The sequence below is a fragment of the Stenotrophomonas sp. P2112 genome (genome assembly GCF_041897515.1).
GTDB classification, from domain to species: domain Bacteria; phylum Pseudomonadota; class Gammaproteobacteria; order Xanthomonadales; family Xanthomonadaceae; genus Stenotrophomonas; species Stenotrophomonas sepilia.
This window is the reverse complement of the sequence record NZ_CP169216.1, coordinates 1,187,020-1,205,582: the sequence shown is the minus strand read 5'-3', so window position 1 is coordinate 1,205,582 and position 18,563 is coordinate 1,187,020. Positions and strand designations below refer to the sequence as shown.

At 66.7% G+C, this 18,563-nt stretch carries 16 protein-coding genes; 9 read left to right on the top strand and 7 right to left on the bottom strand.

Annotation, left to right across the window (positions count from 1 at the left end; genetic code table 11):
* Positions 1-71: 71 nt before the first annotated feature.
* Together ACEPA4_RS05650 and ACEPA4_RS05645 are read right to left on the bottom strand one after the other, a co-directional pair.
* Positions 72-713 carry a response regulator transcription factor gene (locus tag ACEPA4_RS05650; RefSeq protein WP_006424175.1) on the bottom strand — a complete coding sequence of 214 codons (642 nt, stop codon included), beginning with the start codon at positions 711-713 and terminating at the stop codon, positions 72-74.
* Complete coding sequence (locus ACEPA4_RS05645; protein ID WP_053497662.1) at positions 713-1,909, bottom strand: sensor histidine kinase; 1,197 nt, start codon at positions 1,907-1,909, stop codon at positions 713-715. The genes ACEPA4_RS05650 and ACEPA4_RS05645 overlap by 1 nt, the downstream gene beginning before the upstream one ends.
* Positions 1,910-2,060: 151 nt before the next feature.
* Here ACEPA4_RS05645 and ACEPA4_RS05640 point away from each other — a divergent pair, with 151 nt between their 5' ends.
* The 5 genes from ACEPA4_RS05640 to ACEPA4_RS05620 are packed head-to-tail and all read left to right on the top strand — an operon-like array spanning position 2,061 to position 5,082.
* Positions 2,061-2,657 carry a GNAT family N-acetyltransferase gene (locus ACEPA4_RS05640; protein ID WP_005415684.1) on the top strand — a complete coding sequence of 199 codons (597 nt, stop codon included), beginning with the start codon at positions 2,061-2,063 and terminating at the stop codon, positions 2,655-2,657.
* Positions 2,603-3,448 (top strand): septum site-determining protein MinC, encoded by an 846-nt coding sequence (gene minC / locus ACEPA4_RS05635; RefSeq protein WP_049413254.1) that lies wholly within the window; start codon positions 2,603-2,605, stop codon positions 3,446-3,448. The genes ACEPA4_RS05640 and minC overlap by 55 nt, the downstream gene beginning before the upstream one ends.
* A gap of 35 nt (positions 3,449-3,483) precedes the next feature.
* A complete protein-coding gene (gene minD, locus ACEPA4_RS05630; RefSeq protein WP_005415682.1) occupies positions 3,484-4,293 on the top strand; it encodes a septum site-determining protein MinD in 810 nt (269 codons plus the stop codon).
* Positions 4,294-4,295: 2 nt separating this feature from the next.
* The gene (gene minE, locus ACEPA4_RS05625; RefSeq protein WP_005408532.1) at positions 4,296-4,556 is read left to right on the top strand and encodes a cell division topological specificity factor MinE; all 261 of its coding nucleotides are present in this window, start codon (positions 4,296-4,298) and stop codon (positions 4,554-4,556) included.
* A gap of 46 nt (positions 4,557-4,602) precedes the next feature.
* Positions 4,603-5,082: a hypothetical protein gene (locus ACEPA4_RS05620; protein WP_005415681.1), complete on the top strand. Its 480-nt coding sequence runs from the start codon at positions 4,603-4,605 to the stop codon at positions 5,080-5,082.
* Between the two features lie 63 nt (positions 5,083-5,145).
* Here the strand turns inward: ACEPA4_RS05620 and ACEPA4_RS05615 are convergent, their stop codons facing one another.
* From ACEPA4_RS05615 to ACEPA4_RS05605, 3 genes are all read right to left on the bottom strand, one after another.
* Positions 5,146-6,390: a DUF819 domain-containing protein gene (locus tag ACEPA4_RS05615; RefSeq protein WP_005415680.1), complete on the bottom strand. Its 1,245-nt coding sequence runs from the start codon at positions 6,388-6,390 to the stop codon at positions 5,146-5,148.
* A 140-nt stretch (positions 6,391-6,530) separates the two neighbouring features.
* Positions 6,531-8,609, bottom strand: a complete 2,079-nt coding sequence (locus ACEPA4_RS05610) for a S9 family peptidase (protein WP_139726814.1) — start codon at positions 8,607-8,609, stop codon at positions 6,531-6,533.
* A gap of 233 nt (positions 8,610-8,842) precedes the next feature.
* Positions 8,843-10,807 carry an OPT family oligopeptide transporter gene (locus ACEPA4_RS05605; RefSeq protein WP_049435318.1) on the bottom strand — a complete coding sequence of 655 codons (1,965 nt, stop codon included), beginning with the start codon at positions 10,805-10,807 and terminating at the stop codon, positions 8,843-8,845.
* Positions 10,808-11,006: 199 nt separating this feature from the next.
* Between ACEPA4_RS05605 and ACEPA4_RS05600 the strand changes: the two genes are divergently transcribed.
* Together ACEPA4_RS05600 and ACEPA4_RS05595 are read left to right on the top strand one after the other, a co-directional pair.
* Complete coding sequence (locus ACEPA4_RS05600) at positions 11,007-12,155, top strand: DUF1624 domain-containing protein (RefSeq protein ID WP_139726813.1); 1,149 nt, start codon at positions 11,007-11,009, stop codon at positions 12,153-12,155.
* 79 nt (positions 12,156-12,234) lie between these two features.
* The gene (locus ACEPA4_RS05595; RefSeq protein WP_139726812.1) at positions 12,235-13,989 is read left to right on the top strand and encodes a peptide MFS transporter; all 1,755 of its coding nucleotides are present in this window, start codon (positions 12,235-12,237) and stop codon (positions 13,987-13,989) included.
* A gap of 56 nt (positions 13,990-14,045) precedes the next feature.
* On the opposite strand, the gene ACEPA4_RS05590 is transcribed toward ACEPA4_RS05595, so the two are convergent.
* The gene (locus ACEPA4_RS05590) at positions 14,046-16,034 is read right to left on the bottom strand and encodes a S9 family peptidase (protein WP_065178122.1); all 1,989 of its coding nucleotides are present in this window, start codon (positions 16,032-16,034) and stop codon (positions 14,046-14,048) included.
* A gap of 163 nt (positions 16,035-16,197) precedes the next feature.
* Positions 16,198-16,833 (bottom strand): LysE/ArgO family amino acid transporter, encoded by a 636-nt coding sequence (locus tag ACEPA4_RS05585; protein ID WP_005415673.1) that lies wholly within the window; start codon positions 16,831-16,833, stop codon positions 16,198-16,200.
* 138 nt (positions 16,834-16,971) lie between these two features.
* Between ACEPA4_RS05585 and ACEPA4_RS05580 the strand changes: the two genes are divergently transcribed.
* Both ACEPA4_RS05580 and ACEPA4_RS05575 read left to right on the top strand, forming a co-directional pair.
* Complete coding sequence (locus tag ACEPA4_RS05580; protein WP_049416399.1) at positions 16,972-17,877, top strand: LysR family transcriptional regulator ArgP; 906 nt, start codon at positions 16,972-16,974, stop codon at positions 17,875-17,877.
* Positions 17,878-18,060: 183 nt separating this feature from the next.
* Positions 18,061-18,540, top strand: a complete 480-nt coding sequence (locus tag ACEPA4_RS05575; RefSeq protein WP_053497651.1) for a GNAT family N-acetyltransferase — start codon at positions 18,061-18,063, stop codon at positions 18,538-18,540.
* Positions 18,541-18,563: the final 23 nt, after the last annotated feature.

Here is an 18,563-nt window from a genome sequence, read left to right as displayed (position 1 = left end):
CGGCAAGTAGGGGTCAACCCTGGCGGAAACCCCCGGCCACGACCCAAGTCTTTGTACTTGAAAGATTTTTCTTATACCAGCTGGAGTTCGAAGGCCTTCAATACGGCACGCGTACGGTCGCGCACACCCAGCTTGGAAAGGATGTTGGACACGTGGTTCTTGATGGTGCCCTCGGCGACGCCCAGCGAATTGGCGATCTCCTTGTTGGAGAAGCCGCTGGCCATCAGCCGCAGGATCTCGGTCTCGCGGTCGGTCAGCGGGTCCGGGCGGTCCAGGCTGACGAATTCATTGCGCATGTGCTCCAGGCCGGACAGCAGGCGCTGGGTTACCGCAGGCTGCACCAGCGATCCCCCGTCGGCCACGGTGCGGATGGCACCGACCAGCTGTGCCAGGGTGACGTCCTTGAGCAGGTAGCCCTTGGCACCGGCCTTGAGCCCGGCCAGCACCAGCTGATCGTCGTCGAAGGTAGTGAGGATGATGGTCGGCGGCAGCTGTTCCTGCCTCGACAGCACCTGCAGGGCCTCCAGCCCCGACATCACCGGCATGCGCATGTCCATCAGCACCACGTCGGGGCGTACTTGGGGGATCAGCTCGACCGCCTGCCGGCCGTCGCCGGCCTCGGCCACCACCTCGATGCCGTCGTCGAGCGCCAGCAGGGAGCGGATTCCCTGCCGCACCAGGGTTTGGTCGTCGACCAGGCAGACGCGAATCATCAACGCACTCCTTCAGGAACCTTGGTAAGGGCCGCCACCAGCACCGTTGCCGGCACCGTCGCCCGCAGCCGGAAACCCTCACCGGGGCGGGTTTCGATCTGCAGCTGGCCACCACATTGTTGCAGGCGCTCGCGCATGCCGCGCAAGCCATTGCCCACATTGACCATATCCGCGCCGACACCGTCGTCGCGGGCCTCGACCACCACCCGATCGGGGGCTTCACGGTACACCTTGATCCACAGGTGGCGGGCACTGGCATGGCGCACCGCGTTGGTGATGATCTCCTGGGTGCAGCGCAGCAGTACGTGGGCCCGCTGCGGGTCCTCCACGTTCAGCGGATCCTCGATCTCCAGCTGGATGTCCAGCGAGGGCACGTTCTCGGTCAGCGGGCGCAGCGCCGCAGCCAGATCGATCGCGCCGGTCTCGCGCAGCTGGCTCACCACCTCGCGCACATTGCCCAGCAGCAGCTTGGCCAGCGCGTGCGAGCGCTTCACGTGGTCGAGGGCCTGGCCCTCGGCCAGGTGCCCGGCGACCTCCAGGTTCAGGGTCAGCGCGGTCAGCTGGTGGCCCAGCAGGTCATGCAGTTCGCGCGAAATGCGGGTGCGCTCGTTGACCCGCGCGCTCTCGGCCAGCAGGGCGCGGGTGGCGCGCAGCTCTGAATTGAGCCGGCGCTGCTCGTCGCGGGCCTCGGTCTGCTGACGCGCAACCAGGCTGGTCACGAAGATGAACATGGAGAAGCCGCCGTAAAGCAGCGACTGCATCACCGCTTCGAACAGCGGGAAGCGCAGCAGCATGTAGTAGACCGGAGCCACGGCCAGCTGGCTCACCAGCAGCCACAGCACCCCCAGCCGTACCGACAGCATCCACGGAATGACCCCGGCGGCCACCATCATCAGGATGCTGCCCAGGCCCGACCCGCTGAGGAAGCTGACCCCCAGCGCCGAGACCGTCAGCAACAGCAGCAGGCTGCGGTCCAGCCAGCTGGTGTGGCTGTCGCTGCGCAGGATGCGGGTCAGCCAGTAGTAGGCCGTGCCGAAGGACAGGTAGGCAACGAACAGCAGGATCGCCCAGCCGCCCATGTCAGCGCGGCTGTGCAGGTTCTCGAACTGCGAGTACGCCAGCGGCAGGCCGACCATGACCCAGGTGAACAGGCCGGCCAGGCGGAGGACGCGGGTATGGCTGAGGACTCCCAACATGCCAGCACTCTACGGGCCCGGCCTGCGTCGCGCACTCCCACGGAAGTCATGCCCCTGCAGTCGCCTGTTCATGCCGCAGCCCACCCCGGGCATGCAATAATCGTGCGCAGGGTCCCTTGATGGACCAACCGCGTTACCCCACGGAGTCACAATGTCGATTGTCATCCGCGACGTGCGCGAGCACGAGCTCGATTCCGTCCTGGCTTTGAACAACAATGCTGGCCTGGCCATCCTTCCCCTGGATGCGGCTCGCCTGCGCCTGTTCTATGAAACCGCTGAATACTTCCGCGTCGCCGAGCGCGACGGCAACCTGGCCGGCTTCCTGATCGGCTTTGGCAGCGACAGCCAGCACGACAGCAGCAATTTCGCCTGGTTCAAGCAGCAGCTGGACACCCCGTTCTTCTATATCGACCGCATCGTGGTCGCCAGCCGCCGTCGTGGCGGCGGCGTCGGCCGTGCGTTCTATGCCGACGCGCAGAGCTTCGCCGAACTGCGCTACCCGCAGATGACCTGCGAAGTCTTCCTCGACCATGGCGCCGATGCCGCCCTGCTCTTCCACGGCAGCTTCGGCTTCCGCGAGCTGGGCCAGAACACGATGCCGCAGGTCGATGTGCGCGCCAGCATGCTGGCCAAGGAACTGTGCAGCTACCCCTGGGTCAAGGAGACCTACGGCGGCAAGCTGCCGGATGTGGCATGGACACGCGCACGGCAGCTGCCGGCGCAGGCACAGCGGCCGACGGGGACCTGAGCGTGGCGGTGAATTTCGATTACGAACAGGCCGGTGAACTGAAGATCGGCCAGGTGGGCATCGCCAACCTGCGCATCCGTACCCTTGATGTCGAACGCCTCGTGCAGGAAATGCGCGAGCGCGTGACCCGCGCCCCGAAGCTGTTCGGCCGCGCCGCGGTGATCCTCGACTTCGGCGGCCTGAGCCAGGTGCCGGATGTGGCCACCGCGCAGGCGCTGGTCGATGGCCTGCGCAGCGCCGGCGTGCTGCCGGTGGCGCTTGCCTATGGCACCAGCGCGATCGACCTGCTCTCGCAGCAGCTCGGCCTGCCGCTGCTGGCCAAGTTCCGAGCGCAGTACGAGCGTGCCGAGGCCGAACCGGCCCCGCCGCCGCCTGCACCGGAGCCGCGCCGCGCAGCCCGTGCCGAACCGAAGCCGGCCCCGGCAACGCCGGTGGCCAAGGTGGCCGACGCGGCTGCACCAAAGCCGGGCCGCATGCAGCTGGGCAACGTGCGTTCGGGCCAGCAGCTGTACGCGGAGAACTGCGACCTGACCGTGATGGCCACCGTCGGCGCCGGCGCCGAGGTCATTGCCGATGGCAGCATCCACATCTACGGCACCCTGCGCGGCCGCGCGCTGGCAGGGGCCCAGGGCAACACTGCGGCACGCATTTTCTGCCGTGATTTCCATGCGGAACTGGTCGCCATTGCCGGCCATTACAAGGTACTGGACGATGTCCCGGACAACCTGCGCGGCAAGGCCGTGCAGGTCTGGCTGGAACAGGACCAGATCAAGATCGCTGCGCTGGACTGACGCAGCCCCCAAACAGAATCATCAGGAGAAGTCCTTTGGCTGAAATCATCGTAGTCACCTCCGGCAAGGGCGGCGTCGGCAAGACCACTTCCAGCGCGAGCCTGGCCTGCGGCCTGGCGCGGCGCGGCAAGAAGGTGGCGGTGATCGACTTCGACGTCGGCCTGCGCAACCTCGACCTGATCATGGGCTGCGAACGCCGCGTGGTGTATGACTTCGTCAACGTCGTGCACGGCGAAGCCACCCTCAAGCAGGCCCTGATCAAGGACAAGCGCTTTGACAACCTGTACGTGCTGGCCGCCTCGCAGACCCGCGACAAGGACGCACTGACCCAGGAAGGCGTGGGCAAGGTTCTGAAGGACCTGGCCGCCGACGGTTTCGACTACATCATCTGCGACTCCCCGGCCGGCATCGAGAAGGGTGCCTTCCTGGCGATGTATTTCGCCGATCGTGCGGTGGTGGTGGTGAACCCGGAAGTGTCGTCGGTGCGCGACTCCGACCGCATCATCGGCCTGCTCGACTCGAAGACCCACAAGGCCGAGTCCGGCCAGGACGTGCCGGCCTTCCTGCTGCTGACCCGCTACACCCCGCTGCGCGTGGAAAGCGGCGAGATGCTGAGCATCGCCGACGTCGAGGAAGTGCTCGGCCTGAAGGCGATCGGCGTGATTCCGGAATCGGGCGACGTGCTCAACGCCTCCAACAAGGGCGAGCCGGTCATCCTGGATGTCGAATCCGCTGCCGGCCAGGCCTATGAAGACGCCGTCGCGCGCATCCTCGGCGAAGAACGCCCGATGCGCTTCACCAACGTCGAGAAGAAGGGCTTCTTCAGCAAGCTGTTCGGAGGGTAAGCATGGGCCTGTTTGATTTCCTCAAAGCGAAGAAGACCACCGCCGAAACCGCCAAGAACCGCCTGCAGATCATCATCGCGCAGGAACGCAGCCACCGTGGTGGCCCGGACTACCTGCCGCTGCTGCAGCGCGAGCTGCTGGAAGTGATCAAGAAGTACGTGAACATCGACGTCGATGCGGTGAAGGTCGACCTGGTAAAGGATGGCCAGCACGACGTGCTGGACATTTCCGTGGCGCTGCCCGAAGGTCCGGACAAGCCCTGATCCCCTGCCCCGCCCGTGCCTGCATGGGCGGGGCTGTCTGACCCGCATGACCGATACGACAACCGCCGTGGACATCACCTGCGTGGGCGACATCGCCTTCGCCGACGCGCAGCGCCTGCTCGCCGCGCATGGCCTTCGGCTGCACCACGTGGCGCCCGGCGAACCGATTCCCGGCAGTTACTGGGGCGAGCCAGAGGCCGGCATCATCGCCAGCAACGTGTACGTACGCGATGACACGCCCGTGCACTCGATGCTGCATGAGGCCTGCCACCTGATCGTACTGCCGCCGGAACGGCGTGCGCAGGTGCACACCGATGCCACCGACTCGGTGGCCGAGGAAGACGCGACCTGCTACCTGCAGATCGTGCTGGCCGGGCAGCTGCCCGGTGTCGGCAGCCAGCGGCTGATGGCCGACATGGATGCGTGGGGATATACGTATCGGCTGGGATCTACCCAGGCGTGGTTTGAACAGGACGCCGAAGACGCGAAGGCGTGGTTGATCGAACGCGGCTTGCCGGTGGCGTGATTCACCGGGAACCGGGGTCAGATCCTTTTTGCGTCGCAAAAGGGATCTGACCCCATCACCGTATCAGCCCTGCCCGGCCAGCGCGCGCAGGGTGATGCCGACGATGTAGGCCAGGTACGTGCCGGTGGCATAGCCCATCGTCCCCAGCAGCACGCCGACCGGCGCCAGGGCCGGATGGAACGCCGCGGCCACCACCGGCGCCGAGGCTGGGCCACCGATGTTCGACTGCGAACCGATGGCGAAATAGAAGAACGGTACCTTCAGCAGCTTGCCCAGGCACCACAGCAGCACGATGTGCACGCTGATCCAGATGATGCCCAGCAGGAACAGCCACGGGCGGTCCAGCAGCGCCAGCAGATCCATCTGCATGCCGATGCAGGCGATCAGGAAGTACAGCAGCAGCGAGCCCAGGCGCGATGCGCCCGCGCCTTCCAGGTTGCGCGCACGGGTGAAACTCAGGCTGAGGCCGAGCGTGGTCGACAGCACCACCACCCACACGAACGGCGCGTCCAGGCTGAACTGCGCAGCCCAGCTGACATTCGCCTTGAACCACGCCGCCAGCGGTGCGCCAATGGCGTGAGCCAGGCCGACACCGCCGAAGGCCACCGCCACGATCAGCATCAGGTCGGTCAGGCTGGGAATGCGTTCGTGTTCGGCCTGGAAGCGCGCGATGCGCTCCTTCAGCTCATCGATGGCCGAGGTATCGGCGCCACTGCGCGCGTCGATCTTCGCCGCGCGCCCGGCCAGGAAGATCAGCGCGGCCATCCATACGTAGCCGACCCCGACGTCGACCACCGCGAACTGTCCGAAGGTGGTCGCATTGACGTCGAACACTTCACGCATCGCCAGCATGTTGGCGCCGCCGCCGATCCAGCTGCCCGCCAGCGCGGCCATGCCGGCCCAGGTGTCTCCGGCCACGGTTTCCGGATGCACGGCACGCATCAGCAGGAACGCCACCACCGCACCGAGCATGATGCTGGCCGAGGCACCCAGGTACATCAGCACCAGCTTCGGGCCAAGCCGCAGGATGCCCTTGATGTCGACCGCAAGGGTCAGCAGGATCAGCGCCGCCGGCAGCAGGATGTCGCGCGCGATCGGGTTGTAGAGCCGGGTGTTCTGCCCGTCGATCAGGCCCACAGTGTTGTAGATGCCGGGAATCAGGTAACACAGCAGCAGTGCCGGCACGAAGGTGTAGACGCGCTTCCACAGGCCCTGCTCTCGCGAGGCGGTCCAGAACACGGCGCCAAGGGTGGCGGCAATCAAACCGAAGACGACGATGTCGTTCTGGATCAGGGCAGTCGAAGGCATGCAGGCGCTCTGGTAGAGCCGGCCGCTGGCCGGCTGCTGTTGGCGGCAGATCCGGAAGGTGCACCGACCAACGGTCGGCACCCACCGGTAAAGCACAGGGTGAAACAAAAGCGCCGCCCCGAAGGGCGGCGCTGCAATCATCAATTGCCGATGTGCTGCTTCAGCCAGGCATTGACGGTGTCATGCCACAGGATGCTGTTGTTCGGCTTCAGCACCCAGTGGTTTTCATCCGGGAAGTACAGGAACTTCGATTCGATGCCCTGGCGCTGGGCGGCGGTGAACGCGGCCAGGCCCTGCTCGACCGGAATGCGGAAGTCCTGCTGGCCGTGGATGACCAGGATCGGCTTCTTCCAGTCCGCCACGTGGTTGACCGGGTTGAACTTCTCGTAGTTGGCGGCCTTCTGGTACGGCGTGCCGCCCTGCTCCCACTCGGTGAACCACAGTTCTTCGGTGGCGTAGCCCATCATGCGCTGGTCGAACACGCCGTCGTGGTTGACCAGGCACTTGAACGGGCCGTTCCAGTTGCCGGCGATCCAGTTGACCATGAAGCCGCCGTAGCTGGCGCCCAGCGCGCAGGCCTTGTCACCGTTGAGGAAGGAATACTTCTTCAGTGCCGCATCCCAGCCCTTCTGCAGGTCTTCCAGCGGGCGGTCGCCCCAGTGCTGGCTGATCGCATCGGTGAATGCCTGGCCATAGCCGGTGGAGCCGTGGAAGTCGATCATCACCACCGCGTAGCCCTGGCCCGCGTAGGTCTGCGGGTTCCAGCGGTAGCTCCAGCCATTGCCGAAGCTGCCCTGCGGGCCGCCGTGGATCAGGAACGCCACCGGGTAGGACTTGCCTTCCTGGTAGTTGTGCGGCTTGACCACGTAGCCGTGCACGGTGTCGTTGTTCCAGCCCTTGAACTCGAACTGCTCGTAGTCGCCGAAGGACACGTCCTTCAGCACCTCGCCTGCGGCCGGGGTCAGCGCGCGCAGTTCGCCGATGGCTTCGCCCGCGGCCGGCAGCAGGCCGACCAGCACCTGGTCGTTGCTCTTCAGGCTGTTGCGGGTGATCGCCACGCTGTTGCCGGCCACGTCGACCGCGGTCACGCTGCCGTCGCCGATCAGCTTGGTGGCCTTGCCGCTGGCCACGTCGATCTGGAACAGCGGGTGTTCGCCGAGGTCGTCGGCGGTGGTGTAGATGCTGGCGCCGTCGGCGGACAGGGTGATGCCACCGGCCGAACGATCCCACCGCGGGGCAATCTCGCGGGTCTTGCCGCTGGCAACGTCCATCGCCATCAGGCCGAAGCGGTCGGCCTCGAAGCCCGGGCGCTTCATCGCGCGGTAGAACAGCGTCTTGCCGTCGGCACTGAACACCGGGCCGGCATCCCAGGCCGGGTTGGAGGCCGTCAGGTTGACCGGCGCCTGCTTGCCGGCGGCGTCGAAGCGGTACAGGTCGAAGTTGGTCGACCACGGCTCCTGCTTGCCGGCCACGCGGATGCTGGCCACCACGCTGGCGCCGTCCGGCGACCAAACGAAGTCGTCATTGCCGCCGAACGGCTTGGACGGCGCATCACCATCGATGGTCGCGCTCAGCGCCGAAGCGCCCTTGACTGCACCGGCCTTGGCTGCCGGCAGCGGAGCGACGAACAGGGTGTTGCGGCGACCGTCGTTCCAGGTGTCCCAATGGCGCACGAACAGCGAATCCCACACCTGGCCGCTGGCTTTGGCGTCCTTCTTTTCCTTCAGCTTCTTCTCGGTGCAGGCCAGGTCCGAGGCGCAGGCCTGGAACACGCCGGCGCTGAACAACACGCGGTCGTCCTGCGGCGACACACGGTAGCTGTCCACGTCGACCGGGAAGTCGGTCAGCTGGCGCGGGGTGCCGCCGCTGATCGGCTGCGCGTACAGCTGCTGGCTGCCGTTCCTGGCACTGAGGAAATACACGGTCTGGCCATCGGCCGACAGCGAAGCGGAATTGACGTTCCAGCCGGCCGGGGTGATCTGCTTCGGCGGCGCTGCGTCGCGGGTGCGCAGGTTGCGCGCGTACAGCGCGGTGGAGGCCTTGAGATTGGCATCCACGCTGCGCTTGGCGAACACCACGGTGCCGCCGTCAGCGGTCAATACCGGCGCGGAGACGCGGTCCATGGCCACCATGTCGCGGACTTCCAGGCCACGGGCAGCGGCGACGCTGGGCAGGGCGGCCAGCAGGCTCAGTGGCAGCAGGGCATGACGCAGTTTCATCGGGGTCTCCGCAGGACGGCAAAAAACCGATGGTAGGCCCGCATGGCCGGGGCTGCCAAGGCCATCGGTCATGGCTGCAGGCGGGCAATCGCCAGAAACAGCAAACCCCGCCGAAGCGGGGTTTGTGGGGACGCCGGGGTCGGATCCGATTCCGGCGGAATCGGCTCTGACCCCAGACGCCGTCAGCGCGGGGTCGGAGCCCTTCCCTGCGGGAAGGCGTCCGACCCCATTGCTTACGCCTTGGCGTACTTGCCGGTGCGGTAGATCAGCCAGCCGACCAGGAACAGCACGGCCAGGCCGATCCACTGTGCGCCCGGCAGGTGGAACGGCACCGCCAGCACGTCGGCGCGGCTGCTGACCACGATCGGAATCGCGATGGCGATGCCCATCAGTGCCTCACCGGTGATCAGGCCGGCGGCAAACAGCACGCCCGGCTTGTGCACGCGGTCGCGGCCTTCTTCGTCATCGGCGCGCACCTTGTGGAAGCGCTCGACCAGATGGGCGATCAGGCCGCCGAGGAAGATCGGCACCATCAGTTCCAGCGGCAGGTAGATGCCGATGGCGGCAGCCAGCACCGGCACGCGGAAGCGCGCGTTGCGCGACTTCAGCCAGCTGTCGAAGGCGATGATGGCAGCGCCGACCACAGCACCGATGCCGATGAAGGTCCACGGCAGTTCACCACCGAACAGGCCCTTGGCCACCGAGGCCATCAGGTTGGCCTGCGGCGCAGCCAGCGCGTTCGGGTGCAGCTCGGACTTCACGCCGATGCCGTAGGCAGTGGCCAGCAGGTTCAGTACCGGGGCCATGATCAGCGCGCACGAGAACGCACCGATGCCCAGCATCAGCTGCTGCTTCCACGGGGTGGCACCGACGATGTAACCGGCCTTGAGGTCCTGCAGGTTGTCACCACCGACCGCAGCGGCACAGCACACCACCGCACCAATCATGATCGCGGCCACCGCGCCCAGCGGCGCCCCGCCGGCACCGACCGGCTTGAGGCCGTCAGCGCCCAGCAGCACGACCAGCACGGCCGAGGCGAACAGGATGGTGGAGATGGTGATGCCCGAGACCGGATTGTTGGACGAACCGATCAGGCCGGCCAGGTAGGCCGAGACCGAGACGAACAGGAAGCCGGCGACGATCATGATGAGGGTCATCGGGATCGACACGTGCCACTGGCCGACGATGGCCTGATACAGGGCCAGCAGCGGCAGCACGAACGCCACCAGGGCGACCAGCATCCACTTCATCGGCAGGTCGCGCTCGGTATGCGCCAGCACCGGGCCACCACTCTTGCGGGCCGCGGCGAAACCGCTCTTGACGCCGTTGAGCAGCGACTTGCGCAGCGAGATCAGGGTCCAGATGCCACCGATCAGCATCGCACCAACGCCCAGGTAGCGCATCTTCGCGCCCCAGATGGCGAACGCGGCCTCGGTGGAGGAAGCCGCAGCAACCGACGCGGCCAATGCCGGATCGGTGTTCATGAAGAACGCCTGGTAGATCGGAATGGCGATGTGCCAGGTCAGGATCGAGCCGGATACCACCACGATGCCGACGTTGAGGCCGACGATGTAGCCCACGCCCAGCAGTGCAGGCGACAGGTTGGTGCCGATGAAGGCGGTGACCTTGGAGCTGCCGACATAGGCCGAGGTGGCCCAGGCGTCCGGGATCAGGCGCATGCCGCTCTCCGCAGCCAGCTTGACGAACGCGCCGATCACCGCCGACAGGCCGAGGATCTTCAGGCCCGGACCCGGGTTCTCACCGGCCTTGAGCACTTCCGCCGCCGCCTTGCCTTCCGGGAACGGCAGCGGGTCTTCAACGATCATCGAACGGCGCAGCGGCACCGAGAACAGCACGCCCAGCAGGCCGCCCAGGCCGGCGATGCCCAGCACCCACCAGTACTTGAAGTCCGGCCAGTAGCCCATGATCACCAGCGCCGGGATGGTGAAGATCACACCGGCGGCGATCGACGAGCCGGCCGAGGCGCCGGTCTGCACGATGTTGTTTTCAAGGATGGAGCCACCGCCCAGCAGGCGCAGCACGCCCATGGAAATCACCGCGGCGGGAATGGCGGTGGCGATGGTCAGGCCTGCGAACAGGCCGAGGTAGGCGTTTGCGGCCGACAGCACCACCGCCAGCACGATGGCCAGGGCCACTGCGCGGAAGGTGAGCTGCTTGGGCGCAGCGTCGTGGTTCATGGAAGCCCCTGCTGGCAAAAAATCCCTGTCACGCTAGCGTTCAGGACAGATCAAGTCCAGCGTGCCAAAGGATGGGGCAGCCGCCACAGCGCAATGAGGCTGTGCGTGAAGCCGGAATCGGCAGACACGGCAAAGTCCGGCTGGGATCACCTGAATTGATATGTTATATCTTAATACTACCCTGTAGCTTCCGCATCGCATGCCCCCTTCCCCCTCCTCTCGCCTGGCCTCCATCGACCAGCTGCGCGGCACCGTGATGCTGCTGATGCTGCTGGACCACGTGCGCGAGACCTTCTTCCTGCAGCACCAGGTGAGCGACCCGATGGACGCAGCCACGGTCTCCCCTGCGCTGTTCGCCTGCCGTCTGCTGGCCCACCTGTGCGCACCCGTGTTCGTCCTGTTGACCGGCCTGTCGGCCTGGCTGTACGGCCAGCGCCAGCCGGATCCGCGCCGGGCCACAGCCGCCTTCCTGCTCAAGCGCGGGTTGTTCCTGGTGGTGCTGGAACTGACCCTGGTGAACTTCGCCTGGACCTTCCAGCTGCCGCCGCACACGCTGTACCTGCAGGTGATCTGGGCCATCGGGCTGAGCATGATCGCGCTGGCCGGCCTGCTGTGGCTGCCACGCCCGGCCCTGCTGATGCTGGCAATCGCGGTGGTGGCCGGGCACAACCTGTTCGACGGCCTTCGGGTGCAAGGCAATGGCCTGCTGGCGGTGCTGTGGAAAGTACTGCACCAGCGCGACTGGATCGAGGCTGGCACGCTGCGCCTGCGCACCTCCTATCCGGTACTGCCGTGGATCGGGGTGATTGCGCTGGGTTATCTGATGGGGCCCTGGTTTGGCCGCGCGCGCGCGCCGGAGCAGCGCCAGCGCTGGCTGCTGTGGGCAGGCGTCAGCGCGCTGGCCCTGTTCGCATTGCTGCGGTTGGCCAACCAGTACGGGGATGCTCCCTGGTCGTACCAGACCACTACGCTGCGCACGTGGTTGAGCATCTTCAACGTCACCAAATACCCGCCGTCCTTGCAGTTCCTGCTGCTGACCCTGGGCGTGGGAGTGTTGCTGCTGCGGCTGTACGAATGGCCGCCGCTGGCGCGGGCACTGCAGCCGCTGGCCGATATCGGCGCTGCGCCGATGTTCTTCTACCTGCTGCACCTGTACTTACTGAAGGGGCTGTACCTGGCCGCGTTGGCGGCCTGGGGGCCGACCCATGGCGAGCTGTATGCCCTGGATTCGGTCAGCGGCCTGCTGCTGGTGGCCTGTGCGCTGGCGGTGGTGCTGTACCCGCCGACGCGGGCCTTCGCGCGGTTCAAAGCGCGAAGGCGCGATCTGCCGTGGTTGCGATACCTGTGATCGCCCAGGCCAGTCCGGCAATCCACGCATGGCGTGGATCTACTGAAAGCGGATCAGGTCACAGGCCTATAATTCCGCGATGAATTCCACCGCTATCGCTTCCGACGACTTCCTGGGCCACCCCAAGGGCGTCTACGTCTGCTTCTTCACTGAAATGTGGGAGCGCTTCTCCTTCTACGGCATGAAGGCGCTGTTGCTGCTGTACCTGACCAAGTACCACCTGTTCGGCGACAAGGCCGGCCTGGACCTGCTCGGTGCCTACGGTGGCCTGGTGTACTGCATCCCGGTGTTCGGTGGCATGCTGGCCGACCGCTGGCTGGGCATGCGCCGGGCAGTGCTGTTCGGCGGCATCCTGCTGGTGCTGGGCCACCTCGGCATGGCCTTCGAGGGCCACGCCGCTTACCGGGTAAACGGCGAAGTGGTGCGCGACACCTCCGCACTCGCAGTGACCTACCTGTCGCTGGCGCTGATCATCATGGGTGTCGGCTTCCTGAAGCCGAACATCTCCACCATCGTCGGCAAGCTGTACGCCAAGGACGACCCGCGCCGCGATTCGGGCTTCTCGCTGTTCTACGCCGGCATCAACCTCGGCGCGCTGTTCTCCTCGCTGGTGTGCGGCTTCCTCGGCGAGGCCTATGGCTGGAAGTACGGTTTCGGTGCAGCCGGCATCGGCATGCTGGCCGGCCTGGCGATGTTCCTGTGGGGCCAGAAGTACCTGCAGGGCCACGCCGAACCGCCGCAGCCGGCGGCGCTGAAGCAGAAGGTGATGGGCCTGCCGCGCGAATGGCTCATCTACCTGTGCGCGGTGCTGGGTGTGCTGCCGGTGGCGTGGCTGATGTGGGCCGCCGGCAACGGCGCGTTCGCGCTGGGCGGAGAAATCAGCCTGGCGCTGATGCTGATGCTGGTGGTGCTGGGCGGCGTGCTGGTCTGGTTCGCCTGGTTCACCGGCACGAAATGCACGCCGGTGCAGCGCCAGCAGATGATCGCGCTGATGGTGCTGATCTTCATGGCACTGGTGTTCTTCACGATGTACGAGCAGTCCTACGGCTCGTGGGTGACCTTCACCGACCGCCTGCTGACCAAGGACATCGTGCCCTCGCTGGTGATCACCGGCGGCACGCCGCTGCCGTGGTCCATCCTCTCGCTGCTGCTGGCACCGCTGGGCTTCGTGGTCAGCGCGCGCCTGTCGGAACGGCGCCCGGGTTCGGCCGCACCGCGCGCGTTCTTCGCCGCCATTGTCGTGCTGATGCTGGTGCTGCTGGTGCGCGACTGCCTGGTGATCCCGCAGACCGCAGGTTCGCTCACCTACCTCGGCGGCCTGTTCCTGGTGCTGCTGGCGCCGGCCTTCGCCGCGCTGTGGACGTGGATGGACCGCCGCGGCTGGGAGCCGGGCAAGCCGGTGAAGTCGGCCTGGGGCCTGGTGATTGGCGCACTGTCGTTCGTACCGCTGGCACTGGCGGCGCAGCAGGTGGGCGCCACTGGCGAGATGGGCAGCGTGTGGTGGCTGGTGCTGGCCTACTTCCTGCTGGCCAGCGGCGAGATGTGCCTGTCGCCGGTCGGCCTGTCGGCAGTGACCCAGCTGGCCGTGCCGCGGGTGATGAGCCTGATGATGGGCACCTGGTTCCTGGCCACCGCGTTCTCGGAAACGCTGGCCGCGCTGTTCGGCAAGCTGGCCGCGATCGAGGTGCCGGAAGGCGAATCGCTGGACATGGTGGCCGCAGCCGGCGCCTATGCGCACCTGTTCTGGCTGCTGATGTGGATCGGCCTGGGTTGCGCACTGGCGGCCTTCATCGCCGCACCGCTGCTGAAGAAGATGATGCACGGGGTGAAGTAAACCCTGCGCTTGCGGAAAACCAGGGCGGCGGAATGATCATCCACCGCCCTGTCAGCTCAGGGCGCCTTGTCCTTGCCGGTCGCGGGCGCGGTCGTCGCAGTCTTGCCGCCCAGGCTGCGCGCCAGGAAGGCCAGCAGCTTGTCGTAGTACTCGCTGCGATGGGCCTCGGTGTAGAAGCCGTGGCCTTCGGTCTTGTAGTACAGGCTTTCCACCGGCGTGCCGGCGCGCTTGAGCGCGGCTTCCATGCGCTCGGTGTGCTGGATCGGCGCGCGCTTGTCTTCGCCACCGGCGGCCAGGAACACCGGCACCTTGATCCGTTCGGCCATGTTCACCGGCGACACCGCACCCAGCTTGGCCGGATCCCCCAGCCATTCGCGCAGATAGGTCACGCCTGAACCCCGGTCCTGGATGTCGCCGCGGGTGTACATCATCGGCAGGTCGTAGACCCCGACATAGCCCGCCGCGCACTGATACAACCCGGGTTCGCGGGCGGCACCCATCATCGCCGAGTAGGCCCCGTAGCTGGCGCCGTAGATACAGATGCGACGGCCGTCGGCGATGCCTTCGCTGATTGCCCAGCGGGTGGCATCGGTGACATCGTCCTGCATCGCCGCGCCCCACTGCTGCGCCCCGGCCTGGGTGTGGGCCCGGCCGTAGTTGCCCGAACCACGGAAGTTGACCTGCAGCACGGCATAACCGGCCGCGGCCAGCATCTGCGTTTCGCGGTCGTACTGGCCGGAATCGAAGATGTCGAACGGGCCGCCATGCGGCATCACCACCATCGGCAGGTTGCGCCCGTCGCTGCCGGCCGGCAGGGTCAGGAAGCCATGCAGCGGCAGCCCGTCGCGCGCCTTCAGTGCAATCGGCTTCACGCTGGCGCTACGGTCCACGTCGATCCAGTCGCTGCGGCTGATCAGGTGATCGGCCTTGCGCGCCACCGTGTCGTACACATAGAAATCGCCTGGATTCGAGCCCGACCAGGTTTCCACCAGCACGACACGGCCATCGCGGGTGCTGGAGGTGATGTAGACGGGCCCTCCGAAGGCGGCCTCCAGGCTGCGGTACAGGCGCGCATCGGCCGAGCCTTCATCGAAGAAGCGCGTGCGCGGTTTGTCACCCAGGTACAGCGCGCCTACCGGCACATGGGTGCCGGGCCGGTGGATGATGCGGTACGGATTGACCACCTCGTCGCGTAGAAGCGTCGCGCGTTCGCCGGTCTGCGGGTTCCAGCTGACGATCGCATCCGGGCCCTGGGCCTGCTCGACGTTGAGGTAGGCCAGGCTGTCATCGGCCGAGAAGCCGAGGGCGGTTTCGATGCGCTTGCTGACCGCCTCATCATTGATCAGCTTCCAGCTGTCGCCACTGCGTTCGCGGAAATACAGCTTGTTGATGTTGTCGCTGCCCGAGCCGTGCACGAAGCGGACCTCGCCGGCGCCGTCGGTGGTGAACTCACCGCGCCGTACCGGCGAAGACGCCACCCGCGAGCGACGACCGGTGGTCACATCCATGCGATCGACGCGGGTGAACGGATCCTCGGCCAGCGGCCATACGGTCACCAGCACGTTGCGCTCGTCACCCGGCAGGTCGTCGGCCAGGAAGGCGGCCACGGCTTCGACTTTCTTCGGCTGGATGCGGGTCCCCGGGCCCTTGCTTTCGACGCGATAGCCGACCAGCAGCTCGCCACGGTTGCCATTGGCGTCGATGGCATAGAGTTCGCCGGTGGGATTGGGCTGGTCGAGCGAGCCCCACTTCTGGGCCAGGCCGATCAACAGGCGCTCGTTGCTGACCCAGTCGAATTCCTGCGCATGATTGCGGCTGGGCGGCCAGAAACTGCCGACCACCTCCTTGTCCTTCAACCGCAGGATCGCGATCGCGGTACTGTCCTCCCTCGGAACCGTTGCCGCTACGTACTCGCCCCCCGGCGAGATCTTGATATCGGTGAAGGTCTCCCGGCGCAGGTACTGCGTCAGGTCCACCGCCCCCGCGCTGCCTGCGGCAACGCCCCCGATGACGGCCAGTGCGGCCGCCAGAATGGTCTTGTGCATCCTTCCCCTGCTCCTGTGGACACCTTGTCCTGGTGGCCGATTCTAGGCAGCGCCGAGCGTTTGACGCCAGAGCCGGAAAAGACGACGGCACCGTTGCCGGTGCCGTCGTTGCCACTACCTTGGAGAGAGAGTCAGGACGTGGGTTCGGGGGACGTGCGCCGGGTCAGTGGACCCCGCGCACCGCCAACATGAGGGCCAGGATGCTGAGGATCACGGCGATGGTGCCGTCGAGCACGCGCCAGGTGCTGGGCTTGGTGAACAGCGGCGCCAGCAGGCGGGCGCCGAGGCCCTGCGCGGTCAGCCACAGGCAGCTGGCGGTGACCACGCCGGCAGCGAAGGCCATGCGGGCGTTGCCGAAGTTCTCGGCGATGGAGCCGATCACCATCATGTCCAGCCAGAAGTGCGGGTTGATCAGCGAGAAGCCGACCGCAGCCATCAGCACCGCGCGGCGGCTGCCGTCATCGCTGTCGGCCTCGCCCATGCCACCACCCCCGGCGATCGCACGGCGTGCCGACTTCATCGCATACCAGGCCAGGAACGCGACACCGGTCCACAGCACGGCGGTCGTCAGCCACGGCAGCGCCGAGGTGAGCGTGCGCAGGCCGGCCACGCTGGCGAAGATGAAGATGGCATCGATGGCCGCGCAGGTGGCGACCACCGGCACGATGTGCTTGCGCAGGATGCCCTGGCGCAGAATGAAGGCGCTCTGGGCGCCGACCACCGCGAACAGGCCGATGCCGGTGGCTGCACCAGAGAACCAGGCACCGAGGCCGGTGCTGGCGGAGATGACCGAGAACATGGGATTCACTGCCTTGTATTGCTTGGGGGGACGGTGCCTCGCGAAGGCGGACAGCACCGGAACGGACGCCATTGTCGCGCCGCAACATGGAAAAGACGAGCTAAACTTCCTAAACCAACATTAGCGGAGCTTAATTCGATGCGCATCGATCATGCCCAGCTGCGCGCCCTGGCCGCGGTGATCCGCGAAGGCAGCTTCGACCGCGCCGCACAGTCGTTGAATGTCACGCCCTCGGCCATCTCGCAGCGGGTCAAGGCACTGGAGGACCGGATCGGCCGCCTGCTGGTCAAGCGCGGCACCCCGGCCACCGCCACCGCCGAGGGGCAGCTGCTGGTGCAGCTGGCCGAGCAGACCGCCCTGCTCGAACACGATGCGCTGCACCGGATGGGCCTGGCCGATGAGGACCTGCCCCAGGCCAGCATCCCGGTGGCGGTGAACCACGACAGCCTGGAAACCTGGTTTCCGCAGGCCGCCTACCAGTTCGCGCAGACCACCGGCACCACCCTGGACCTGCGTGTGGAAGACCAGGACCACACCGTGGAGCTGCTGCGCCAGGGTACGGTGCTGGGCGCAGTGACCACGCTGGACGAGCCGGTGCAGGGCTGCCAGATCCATGCGCTGGGCAGCATCCGCTATGCAGCGACCTGCACGCCGGAGTTCCGCGAACGCCACTTTGCCAAGGGCGTGACCGCGCAGGCGCTGGCGCAGGCACCGGTGCTGGTGTTCAACCGCAAGGACGAAATGCAGTCGCGCTTCGCCCGGCGCATGGCCGGCGACGACCTGCCCAGCACCGCACCGACCTGGTGGATTCCCTCCACCCGGGCCTTCGTGCAGGCCAACCTCGGCGGCATGGGCTGGACCATGAACCCCCTGCCGCTGGTCAAGCGCCACCTGGACGCCGGGCGACTGGTCTACGTGCGCCAGCGCGCGTGGGAAGACGTGCCGCTGTACTGGCAGCACTGGAAGGGCGACGTGCAGACCATGGCCCTGCTGACCCGCGCGGTACTGGATGCGTCCTCCGCGCTGATCCGGCGCAAGCGCTGACGCCCAGCGGGAAAAAGGGGACGGAGGGGATTAAGTCGTTTAAGACCCAAACGACATCCGGGGCAAAGACGACTTAATCCCCTCCGTCCCCTTTTTTGCTCCATCGGATCTCCACGTAAGCTCCACACTAGGCCCATGCGTGATGCGGATACTGGTCGGCCGATCACTGCAAGGATGCCCTGCATGCCTGTATTCGTCCGCGACGCCCGCCCCGAAGATGCCGCCGCCTGCATCGACCTGCGCGGGCGCACCCGCGAGAACGCCTTCAGTGCGGCCCAGCTGGCAGAACTGGGCATCACCGAGGACAGCTGGGCAGCCGGCATCGCCCAGGGCGATTCGATCGGCCGCGTCGCCTGGGACGGCGAGCGCATGGCCGGTTACTGCTTCGCCGATCGTGACAGCGGCGAGGTGCTGGTGCTTGCCCTGCTGCCGGACTACGAGGGCCGCGGCATCGGCCGCCAGCTGCTGCAGGACGTGGTCAGCCTGACCCGCGATGCCGGCCACCAGCGGCTGTTCCTGGCCTGCTCGGCCGACCCGCGTTCGCGCTCGCATGGCTTCTACCGCCGCCTGGGCTGGCGCCCGACCGGCGAGCTCGATGAGGCCGGCGACGAGATCCTTGAGCTGGTCCCCACCGTCGCCGGGCGCCGCCTGCCGCCCACGTGACAGCGTCGCGAAACGTCGGATGC

What these genes read in the sequence shown, in the direction of transcription:
- ACEPA4_RS05640 (WP_005415684.1), top strand. Translation starts at nt 2,061, where the DNA reads ATGTCGATTGTCATCCGCGACGTGCGCGAGCACGAGCTCGATTCCGTC.
- ACEPA4_RS05590 (WP_065178122.1), bottom strand. Translation starts at nt 16,034, where the DNA reads ATGCACAAGACCATTCTGGCGGCCGCACTGGCCGTCATCGGGGGCGTT.
- ACEPA4_RS05605 (WP_049435318.1), bottom strand. Translation starts at nt 10,807, where the DNA reads ATGAACCACGACGCTGCGCCCAAGCAGCTCACCTTCCGCGCAGTGGCC.
- ACEPA4_RS05650 (WP_006424175.1), bottom strand. Translation starts at nt 713, where the DNA reads ATGATTCGCGTCTGCCTGGTCGACGACCAAACCCTGGTGCGGCAGGGA.
- ACEPA4_RS05620 (WP_005415681.1), top strand. Translation starts at nt 4,603, where the DNA reads ATGACCGATACGACAACCGCCGTGGACATCACCTGCGTGGGCGACATC.
- minE (WP_005408532.1), top strand. Translation starts at nt 4,296, where the DNA reads ATGGGCCTGTTTGATTTCCTCAAAGCGAAGAAGACCACCGCCGAAACC.
- ACEPA4_RS05610 (WP_139726814.1), bottom strand. Translation starts at nt 8,609, where the DNA reads ATGAAACTGCGTCATGCCCTGCTGCCACTGAGCCTGCTGGCCGCCCTG.
- ACEPA4_RS05575 (WP_053497651.1), top strand. Translation starts at nt 18,061, where the DNA reads ATGCCTGTATTCGTCCGCGACGCCCGCCCCGAAGATGCCGCCGCCTGC.
- minC (WP_049413254.1), top strand. Translation starts at nt 2,603, where the DNA reads ATGGACACGCGCACGGCAGCTGCCGGCGCAGGCACAGCGGCCGACGGG.
- ACEPA4_RS05580 (WP_049416399.1), top strand. Translation starts at nt 16,972, where the DNA reads ATGCGCATCGATCATGCCCAGCTGCGCGCCCTGGCCGCGGTGATCCGC.
- ACEPA4_RS05645 (WP_053497662.1), bottom strand. Translation starts at nt 1,909, where the DNA reads ATGTTGGGAGTCCTCAGCCATACCCGCGTCCTCCGCCTGGCCGGCCTG.
- ACEPA4_RS05600 (WP_139726813.1), top strand. Translation starts at nt 11,007, where the DNA reads ATGCCCCCTTCCCCCTCCTCTCGCCTGGCCTCCATCGACCAGCTGCGC.
- ACEPA4_RS05615 (WP_005415680.1), bottom strand. Translation starts at nt 6,390, where the DNA reads ATGCCTTCGACTGCCCTGATCCAGAACGACATCGTCGTCTTCGGTTTG.
- ACEPA4_RS05595 (WP_139726812.1), top strand. Translation starts at nt 12,235, where the DNA reads ATGAATTCCACCGCTATCGCTTCCGACGACTTCCTGGGCCACCCCAAG.
- ACEPA4_RS05585 (WP_005415673.1), bottom strand. Translation starts at nt 16,833, where the DNA reads ATGTTCTCGGTCATCTCCGCCAGCACCGGCCTCGGTGCCTGGTTCTCT.